Genomic DNA, 9,123 nt, shown 5'->3' with positions numbered 1-9,123 from the left:
CATAGCTTTATTGTAAATTAATAGTTTGATCACTTCTAATCTACTAATAATCAGCGATAAGCACAACCTTTTATACATATTTATTTTATCAATTTAATTCCGCCAACGGGTTATTATATATAACTAATCAATGATTCTCCCTTTAATTATAGATGTATTCCACAGGTGTTTTCACACATCGGATGACACGTGTACATCTGGCCGGATAAGTAGCCGTTTTAAACCAGTTACCTCTTCCCGTAGATGTGGCATAACCTTCCATCAACCAGGTAAACCCGTCGTTGAAGTGAGATGCCCAGATGATATAGAGCGACTTGAACATGTCAGAACCGTCGCCATACGTTTGTGCTCCCGGACCGAAAAGAATCAATTCGGTAGAGTTTGCACTTTCTATTTTGACACTATGATGATGAACCGGCCCATAACTGATACCGTTGATCTCCAGGTTGGCACGTTCATAGTTCTTGATGTTGATTCGCTTTCGGGCCTGTGTCCAGTAACCGTTTGTTGCCCCGTTACCGAAGTTAATATCCGTTGAAGAAGTCGCATGGTCCATCTTGAACTTGGTGAACTCTTCATCGCCCGGTAACTGATAACCATCAGGTGCCATTTCTGTAACTGGCAGGTTCCCGATAAAGACCGCATTATTCTGGTTGAACCCTTCATAGTAAAAAGAAGTCCCGTTATGCCGGAGTTTAAGTCCATTCGGATTATCTCCTTGGTAACTGTCTCCCCAGATGGCCAACCATTCCTCATCCGAACAAGTTGTCAGGTAGTCGTACAGACTTACATCTTTGGCCGGATCATCCTGAATGGATATCTGGTCTTCAAACCTTTTTACATTTCCTTGCAGATTGTATTTACACCACCAGGTTCCGTCTACATTGACTACCGGTAAGCCGTAATTTCTCCGTCGGATCGTATATTCTTCCAATGTCTCTCCGGATTCACTGAGAATCTTCAGCTTTCCTTCCTGTACACGTCCGTCGGCTTCCGGGTCATTGGGTTTCCATCCGGCGAGCAAACGTACTTGTTCCGGTTGGCTGTCGTCGGTTACAGTCTTTAACCAGATTCCTTCTGTCTGGATCTGTTTCCCTCCGGTCAGCGTAAACCGGGCCAGTTCTCCATCCAGGTATTTGCCATAGTCGCAAAGACGATGGAGATCGAATGCAAGAGAACCTTCCATTTCTATATCATTCTTCTGCAAGGTTAAATCTATCTTGTCTTCATAGCTTTGTTCCAGTATTTTATATTTGATACCAAGCGCTGTGCTCTTTTCGGTATGACCGATCGGATTCAAGCAGGTGGTAATGATGAATTTATTGATGGTATCTGGCACGGCCTCTACCGTTATTCCCAGATTCGGATCTTTTAGTTGCAAGTCCACTTCACTGGGAGCGTTCAGAACCAATGTCATCCGGCTTGCTTGATAAGGCACGTGGATGGCATCAAGGCTCTCTGCCAGTATCACCCCTTCAGAAAAGGTCGATAAATCCGGATTCACCAGAATCCGTGACGACAGATCCGGGTATAGTTCCTGATCTTCTCCGTCATTCCATTCATCAATTTTTATCTCGGCTTCAATAGCCGCATTATTTCCGAATATACGAATCGTATAAACGGCATTTCGTTTGACTGCTTCGGGAAGTTGTGCCTTTAGCACACTTTCTTTTCCATCCCGTGATACGATAATAGATACAGCCAGCTGGTCATTGGCTTGCTCATGAAGATACAACAAGCCTGATTTCGAAGCGTCCAGTTGGGGCTCGAATTGTAAATTGATATCTTCGAATTCGGCGTTTGCAGCCGTTTTGATCGGATCTTGTCCGAACAGATATCCCATTTGGGCTACATGCTTGATTGAAATACTTTTGACCGTTGTCTCCGCATCTTGAAGAGCCAAGTCAATACGGGCAACGCCATGCCGTAATGATACTTGCTGAGAAGTTGAAGTTCCACTCAGATCCAGTCGTCCACTGAGGAAATCTGAGGCTGAAGAAACAGAAGGCAAGGTTGTCAGCTGCAGAAAATCTTCTTCATTCATGCCTGACTGGATGAAAGAAGGATCTGTTATCGCATCTGAATTTCCTAAGAAATAGAGTGTCCCTTTGTTACCAGGGACCTCTATAGAATATTCGTTTACATCTTGCCTCGCTAGATCTTCATATTTTTTGATAAGCTTTCCTTCGTCAAAAAGATAAGCATCCAATTCACGTATCTGATTTTCATCAGGCAATGACGCATTGGCTCCGGAAACGGAGAAATGTGCCGCCTGGATACGGAATGTATTGGAGTTACCCATGGTTTGACGAATATCATCGTGCTCGGTACATCCGCTGAAGACGAGCATGAAAATAAGTCCTAACAAGAAATATTTATTCATACGAGATCAAGTATTGTTTAAACGTTTCGGGAAACAATTGAATCCGGAGTTGCTGTTACATCTTCTCCCGGAATCCATTCTTCTACACTGGTTGTGACGTTGATGGTGATTTCAAAGTCTTCTGTGCCTGTCTTGTTGACAGTCAGTGTATAGATTTTGTTTCGGCTCAATGATTCCGGTAATTGTGCCGACAATGTATTTGATTTGCCATCGGCTTCAATTTCCATGGTCAGGTTCATTTCTGCATTATTTTGTTCATACAGATAGAATAAACCTGTTTCACTTGCTGTCAACGGTTCCGGGAAATCTCTTCGGATTGTTCTCTTTTCTACATCAACCGGAGTCTCAATGCCCGACTGCTTGAATACATATCCGGTGTTGGATACGTTGTCGATGCGGACACTTTTGATCTTGATTTGAGGAACATTGACTGTTAAGTCAAGACGTGCCACACCACGTTGTAAATTCACTTCGGCACTTCCCGTTTTTTGGCGTTGATAACTACCTGTCAGGATATGGTTCCCTTTCAGGCGTGTCTGATCGTCGTTCAACTTAGAAGCCAGCTGTAAGAACTCGCTTTTCAATGTTGTGCCTTCTTCCAGGCCACTGACGTCAACATGTCCTTCAGTATTGGCAATGAAATAGATGTCACCTTTATCACTGTTCATGATGTTCAGCTCGTAAGTATCACCTCCACTGCTCGACAAAGGACCTAAACATTTCTTCAGCGTATCATTTTGGAACAAATAAGCTTCGATTTCAGAAATCGAACTTTCTCCTGTTGGCAAGGCTGAAGCCGTGCTTTGAAAGAAATCATCTACAATCATACGCACTTTAGTAACCGCTTCAGGTTGAACCGGATTTACTGGGTCTTCGTCTGATGTACATGACATGAAAAATACACTGCTGAGTCCTACTAATAGAATCTTTTTAGACACTCTTTGTTTCATTTTGAATGTTACTGAAATTAATAATTAAACAAATAGTTTTGATTAAGTAAAATTGTTTGACGTTTCGCTTATTAAAACCGGAATCATCACGTATTGTTTAATCATTTGGTTTTTTTAAGAAATTTAATTGTCTCGTGTAATTCCGGTCTTGTCGACTTCAATTTTTAATGAAGCTATCTTCAATACCAAATAATTCCTTACCTTTGTAGTTCAAAAAGAGAACATCACAGTATGGAAAAGAAATTTAAAAGAACATTGATAACTACGGCATTGCCGTATGCAAATGGACCGGTTCATATCGGTCATTTGGCCGGCGTTTATGTACCTGCCGATATTTATGCCCGTTATTTGCGTTTGAAGGGTGAAGAGGTAATTATGATTGGTGGCTCGGACGAGCACGGTGTGCCTATTACCATTCGTGCGAAGAAGGAAGGCATTACGCCGCAGGATGTAGTGGACCGTTATCATAATATCATCAAGAAATCATTTGAGGATTTTGGTATTTCATTTGATATTTATTCTCGTACAACTTCGGCTACGCATCGCCAAATGGCTTCAGATTTCTTCCGTACGTTGTATGATAAAGGCGAATTTATCGAAAAGACAAGCGAACAATATTATGACGAAGAAGCCAAACAATTCCTGGCAGACCGTTATATTACAGGTACTTGTCCGCATTGTGGCAATGAAAAGGCTTATGGCGACCAGTGTGAAGCCTGTGGTACGTCATTAAGTCCGACTGATTTGATCAATCCGAAGTCGGCTATCAGTGGCAGTCAGCCGGTTATGCGGGAAACGAAACACTGGTATTTGCCTCTTGATAAATGGGAACCGTTCCTTCGTCAGTGGATTCTGGAAGGCCACAAGGAATGGAAACCGAATGTCTATGGACAGTGCAAGAGCTGGTTGGATATGGGATTGCAACCGCGTGCCGTAAGCCGTGATTTGGATTGGGGTATTCCGGTGCCGGTAGAAGGAGCAGAAGGTAAAGTGCTGTATGTATGGTTTGATGCTCCGATCGGTTATATTTCCAATACAAAGGAATTGTTGCCAGACAGTTGGGAAAAATGGTGGAAAGATCCGGAAACGAAGATGGTACATTTTATCGGGAAGGATAATATCGTGTTCCACTGTATTGTATTCCCTTCTATGTTGAAAGCCGAAGGTTCTTATAACTTACCGGAAAATGTTCCTGCCAATGAGTTCCTGAATCTGGAAGGTGATAAAATATCTACTTCTCGTAACTGGGCTGTCTGGTTGAATGAGTATTTGGTGGATATGCCGGGTAAGCAGGATGTGTTGCGTTATGTGCTGACAGCCAATGCTCCTGAAACAAAAGATAATGATTTTACCTGGAAAGACTTCCAGGCACGCAATAACAATGAGTTGGTTGCTATCTTGGGTAACTTCGTGAACCGTGCTTTGGTATTGACGGGTAAGTATTTTGACAATAAGGTTCCGGCTGCCGGTGAACTGACGGATTATGATCGTCAGACACTGAAGGATTTTGCAGATGTAAAGGAAAACGTAGAACGTCTGTTGGATACTTATCATTTCCGTGATGCGCAGAAGGAAGCCATGAACCTGGCTCGTATCGGTAATAAATACCTGGCTGATACAGAACCTTGGAAGTTGGCCAAGACGGATATGGCTCGCGTGGCTACCATCATGAATATTGCTTTGCAGATTACAGCCAACCTGGCTATTGTATTCGAGCCGTTCTTGCCTTTCAGCATGGAAAAATTGAACAAGATGCTGAATGTAGAACCGTTAGGCTGGAATCGTTTGGGTTCAACCGATTTGCTGGAAGTGGGTCATAAACTGGGAAAAACAGAATTATTGTTTGAAAAGATTGAAGATGACGTCATCCAGGCTCAGATTGATAAACTGTTGGCAACCAAGAAAGCGAACGAAGAAGCTAATTATAAGGCAAAACCGATTCGGGAAAATATCGCTTTTGATGATTTTCTGAAGTTGGATATCCGTGTAGGAACGGTTTTGGAATGTACCAAAGTACCGAAAGCAGATAAGTTGTTGCAGTTCCGTATTGACGACGGATTAGAAAAACGAACCATAGTTTCGGGTATTGCACAGCATTATAAACCGGAAGAACTGGTCGGTAAGCAGGTTTGCTTCATCGCTAATTTGGCTCCGCGCAAACTGAAGGGAATTGTTTCGGAAGGAATGATTCTTTCGGCAGAAAACTTTGACGGTAAGCTGGCGGTGATTACACCGGAGAAGGAAGTGAAACCGGGTAGCGAGGTGAAATAAGAAGGAATATGGATAAAATCCAGATGGTTGACCTGCATAGACAGTATCTTCGGCTACGTCCGGAGTTGGATCTGGCTATGCAGGAAGTAATGGATACTTGTGCATTTATTAACGGACCACAGGTGCAGCGTTTCGCTTCGCATCTGTCGTCGTGTTTGGATGTGCCGTATGTTATTCCTTGCGGAAACGGAACGGACGCCTTGCAGATCGCTTTGATGGCTCTTGATCTAAAGCCGGGAGATGAGGTGATTGTTCCGGCCTTTACGTATGTAGCAGCTGCCGAAGTGGTTTCATTGCTGGGACTGATTCCGGTGTGGGTGGATGTTGATGAAAAGACATTCAATATCAATCCTTGGATGATTGAATCGGCTATTTCTCCCAAGACACGGGCTATTGTGGTGGTACATTTGTTCGGCCAATGTTGTGATATGGAAAAGATCCGTCAGATAGCCGAACAGAACCATTTGTATGTGGTGGAAGATAATGCCCAGTCATTAGGAGCCGAAGTGTTGTTCTCGGATGGTTCTCGTCGGAAAGCCGGTACGATAGCTCATATCGGTACGACTTCTTTCTTCCCTTCCAAGCCTTTGGCTTGTTATGGAGACGGAGGAGCCGTCATGACATCCGATGAGCGTTTGGCTGAACGGATCCGGATGATTGCCAACCATGGTCAGTTGCAGAAATACCATCATAAGATAATCGGTTGTAACTCTCGTCTGGATACTTTGCAGGCGGCTGTCTTAGACGTGAAGCTTCCGCATTTGGAAGAGTTTACCGCTGCCCGTCAGCAGGTAGCCAAGCGTTATGACGAGGCTTTTGATCAGGATTCCCGCTGGCAGATTCCTAGCAAAGCTCCTTATTCGACGCATGTCTATCATCAATATACCTTGCAGATTGCAGATGGAAAACGGGATGATTTGCAACAATATCTCAAGGAAAAAGGAATTCCGTCGATGGTTTATTATCCGCTTCCATTACATAAACAGGCAGCTTTCTACGGCTTTTCCCGTATAGGCTCGGTTTTGAGTGTTTCTGAAAAACTGGTCCAGTCGATTTTGTCATTGCCTATTCATACGGAAATGACAGATGAGGAAGTGGATTATATAATTGAAACCCTTCGTAATTATGGAAAGTAATAAGAAGAAAATTCGTTTTGCCGTAGTCGGATGCGGACATATCGGAAAGCGACATGCAGAAATGGTTGTTCGCGATCCGGGAGCAGAGTTGGTCGCATTATGTGATATACGCCCGAAAGAAGAACTGGGTATTGAAGCTTATCCGGTAGCTTTCTTCTCGGAGATGACATCTTTGTTGCAATCCGGTTTGGATATCGATGTGATCAATATATGTGTTCCGAATGGTCTTCATGCCGAGCTGGCGATACAGGCAATCGAGTCGGGGCATCATGTGGTGATTGAGAAACCAATGGCTTTACAAGTGCAAGATGCCGAACGGGTTTTGCAGACTTCGCTGAAATACCAGAAAGAAGTCTTTTGTGTGATGCAGAACCGGTATTCTCCGCCATCTGTCTGGATCAAGCAAATGATTGATTCGGGTCGGCTGGGGAAAATCTATCTCGTGCAACTCAATTGCTTCTGGAACAGGGATGAACGTTATTATAAACCTGGAGGCTGGCATGGTGATGCTTGTTTGGATGGTGGTACGTTGTTCACTCAGTTCTCTCACTTTATTGATATTATGTATTGGCTTTTTGGCGATATACAGCATATCCAGGCGCGCTTTGCTGATTTCAACCATCAACAGTTAACGGATTTCGAGGATTCGGGACTGGTAACATTTGAATTTGTGAATGGCGGTATGGGCTGTTTGAACTATTCGACTGCGGTTTGGAATAAGAACATGGAAAGCAGTATGCTGATTGTGGCAGAAAACGGTAGCGTCAAGATTGGCGGTCAGTACATGAACGAGGTAGAGTATTGCCATATTAAAGACTATGAGATGCCTGAATTGGCTCCGACAAATCCGGGTAATGACTACGGACCGTATAAAGGTTCGGCGCAGAATCATAATTTCGTGATCCGTAACGTCGTGGAAGTCCTGCAGCACACCGGTGCTCAGAATACGACAACTGCGTTGGAAGGATTGAAAATTGTTGATATCATTCGCCGTATTTATGCCTTGAAATAAATAGATTTCTTATTATCCTATTGATAGATCAAGCACGGAATTCGCAGAAACATGGTTTGATAATTGTGTGAAGCGAGGTTTCCGTGCTTTCTGTTTTTATGATGTATTTTCTCGTTCTTTTCTCTTGAAAGAAAAGAACCAAAAGTTCAAGGCTCACACTACGGAGGCCAAAGCAATGGACAATTGAAAATGGAGAATTGAAAATTGAAAATTGAAAATTTATAAGGCCGGATTACATGGGTATTTAATTCCCCGTTGAGTTTGGGAAATGCGAGTAGAGGCGCAGCGTGCTGCGCCTCCAGCCAACGCGGTAGGATAAAAAATAAATAACACAATAAACCCATTCGTTTTTTATTGATTGCTATTTGGTTGTGCGGAACGTCGTTTTGAGGCGCAGCAACGCTGCGCCTCTACAGTCGCGAAATCTGTACCATGGATAAATGAAAGAGAAAAAGAAAATTGTCAATCGTCAATTCTCAATTGTCAATTGAAGGACCGGCCTCGTTCTGGTGAGCGTTAAGCGGAGGAACGGAGTGAAGCGGCCGGAGCGTCGCTGTCTGAGCGCTGCGAGTTTGCGGCGCGCACAGCGAAACGAAGAGACGGAGTAGCTCAGCAGACGCAGCCTTGATTTTTTGGTTCTTTTGCATCAAGGCAAAAGAACGAATACGATCTTGAATTTTTGGTACTTTTGGGTCAAGCCAAAAGTACGAATATAGAGCCTCCTTTCACACCCTTCACAGGAAATAACAGATTATGAGAAGGATAAGTATGTGTGTGAAGGGTATAAAAATAAATCCGATATGGGATATCTATTATATATAGGTAGAACGAGTCATTCAAATAAACGAGAATCGGAAATCAATCCAACGAAGATAGAAAACGATTCCCGTTGGATTTGTAGAAAACATAGGCATGAATGAATAAAAAGCCGGCGTCTTTTGGAGAATTCATGCCTACCTTTTCATCAAAATACGCCGGCTTTTTATCATGTACTGAAAACGGGGCATTTTGTGCTATAAATCCATTTGTTTCGTCCTATAATCCATATATTTTGGAAAATAATGCAAGTTTTTTCTTGTTGATTCGGAAAACCTCTTTATCTTTGCAGTGATTCCGTAGCGAACAGCGGTTCGCGTTTTGCGGTTTATACATAAATTATGTAAGCATTTTACGAAGATTATTCCTATTTTAAAAATCTGGAAAATTTTTAACGTCACGGAATAATGGACAGTAAATGCTTGCGTGGACTACGTATATAGAAGTATCCGCCCTAAATGGGTGGATTGTATTATATCGTATAAGCGCGGGCTATTGTTCTATTATTGTGACGTGGGCGAATTTCCAGATGCCTTAGAATAAATAATAGACAAC

Annotated in this window: 5 protein-coding genes; 3 read left to right on the top strand and 2 right to left on the bottom strand. The window is 43.0% G+C overall.

Annotated elements, in window-relative coordinates:
- Positions 1-142 precede the first annotated feature (142 nt).
- Together MUN53_RS08120 and MUN53_RS08115 are read right to left on the bottom strand one after the other, a co-directional pair.
- Positions 143-2,383 (bottom strand): FimB/Mfa2 family fimbrial subunit, encoded by a 2,241-nt coding sequence (locus MUN53_RS08120; protein WP_243324651.1) that lies wholly within the window; start codon positions 2,381-2,383, stop codon positions 143-145.
- A gap of 17 nt (positions 2,384-2,400) precedes the next feature.
- Complete coding sequence (locus MUN53_RS08115; protein WP_243324650.1) at positions 2,401-3,333, bottom strand: fimbrillin family protein; 933 nt, start codon at positions 3,331-3,333, stop codon at positions 2,401-2,403.
- Positions 3,334-3,564: 231 nt separating this feature from the next.
- Between MUN53_RS08115 and metG the strand changes: the two genes are divergently transcribed.
- The 3 genes from metG to MUN53_RS08100 are packed head-to-tail and all read left to right on the top strand — an operon-like array spanning position 3,565 to position 7,752.
- Positions 3,565-5,604 (top strand): methionine--tRNA ligase, encoded by a 2,040-nt coding sequence (gene metG / locus MUN53_RS08110; protein WP_243324649.1) that lies wholly within the window; start codon positions 3,565-3,567, stop codon positions 5,602-5,604.
- An 8-nt stretch (positions 5,605-5,612) separates the two neighbouring features.
- On the top strand, positions 5,613-6,740 hold the full coding sequence (locus tag MUN53_RS08105; protein ID WP_243324643.1) for a DegT/DnrJ/EryC1/StrS family aminotransferase: 1,128 nt from the start codon (positions 5,613-5,615) through the stop codon (positions 6,738-6,740).
- Positions 6,730-7,752, top strand: coding sequence for a Gfo/Idh/MocA family protein (locus tag MUN53_RS08100; protein WP_243324640.1), 1,023 nt, complete (start codon positions 6,730-6,732; stop codon positions 7,750-7,752). Before MUN53_RS08105 ends, MUN53_RS08100 begins: the two co-directional genes overlap by 11 nt.
- Positions 7,753-9,123 lie beyond the last annotated feature (1,371 nt).

The organism is Parabacteroides faecalis, assembly GCF_022809355.1.
GTDB lineage: Bacteria > Bacteroidota > Bacteroidia > Bacteroidales > Tannerellaceae > Parabacteroides > Parabacteroides faecalis.
Note: the sequence above shows the minus strand (reverse complement) of the source record. Positions and strands in the feature narration are given on the sequence as shown.

Coding starts and splice junctions, on each gene's coding strand:
- MUN53_RS08115 (WP_243324650.1), bottom strand. CDS start 3,333: ATGAAACAAAGAGTGTCTAAAAAGATTCTATTAGTAGGACTCAGCAGT.
- MUN53_RS08100 (WP_243324640.1), top strand. CDS start 6,730: ATGGAAAGTAATAAGAAGAAAATTCGTTTTGCCGTAGTCGGATGCGGA.
- MUN53_RS08105 (WP_243324643.1), top strand. CDS start 5,613: ATGGATAAAATCCAGATGGTTGACCTGCATAGACAGTATCTTCGGCTA.
- MUN53_RS08120 (WP_243324651.1), bottom strand. CDS start 2,383: ATGAATAAATATTTCTTGTTAGGACTTATTTTCATGCTCGTCTTCAGC.
- metG (WP_243324649.1), top strand. CDS start 3,565: ATGGAAAAGAAATTTAAAAGAACATTGATAACTACGGCATTGCCGTAT.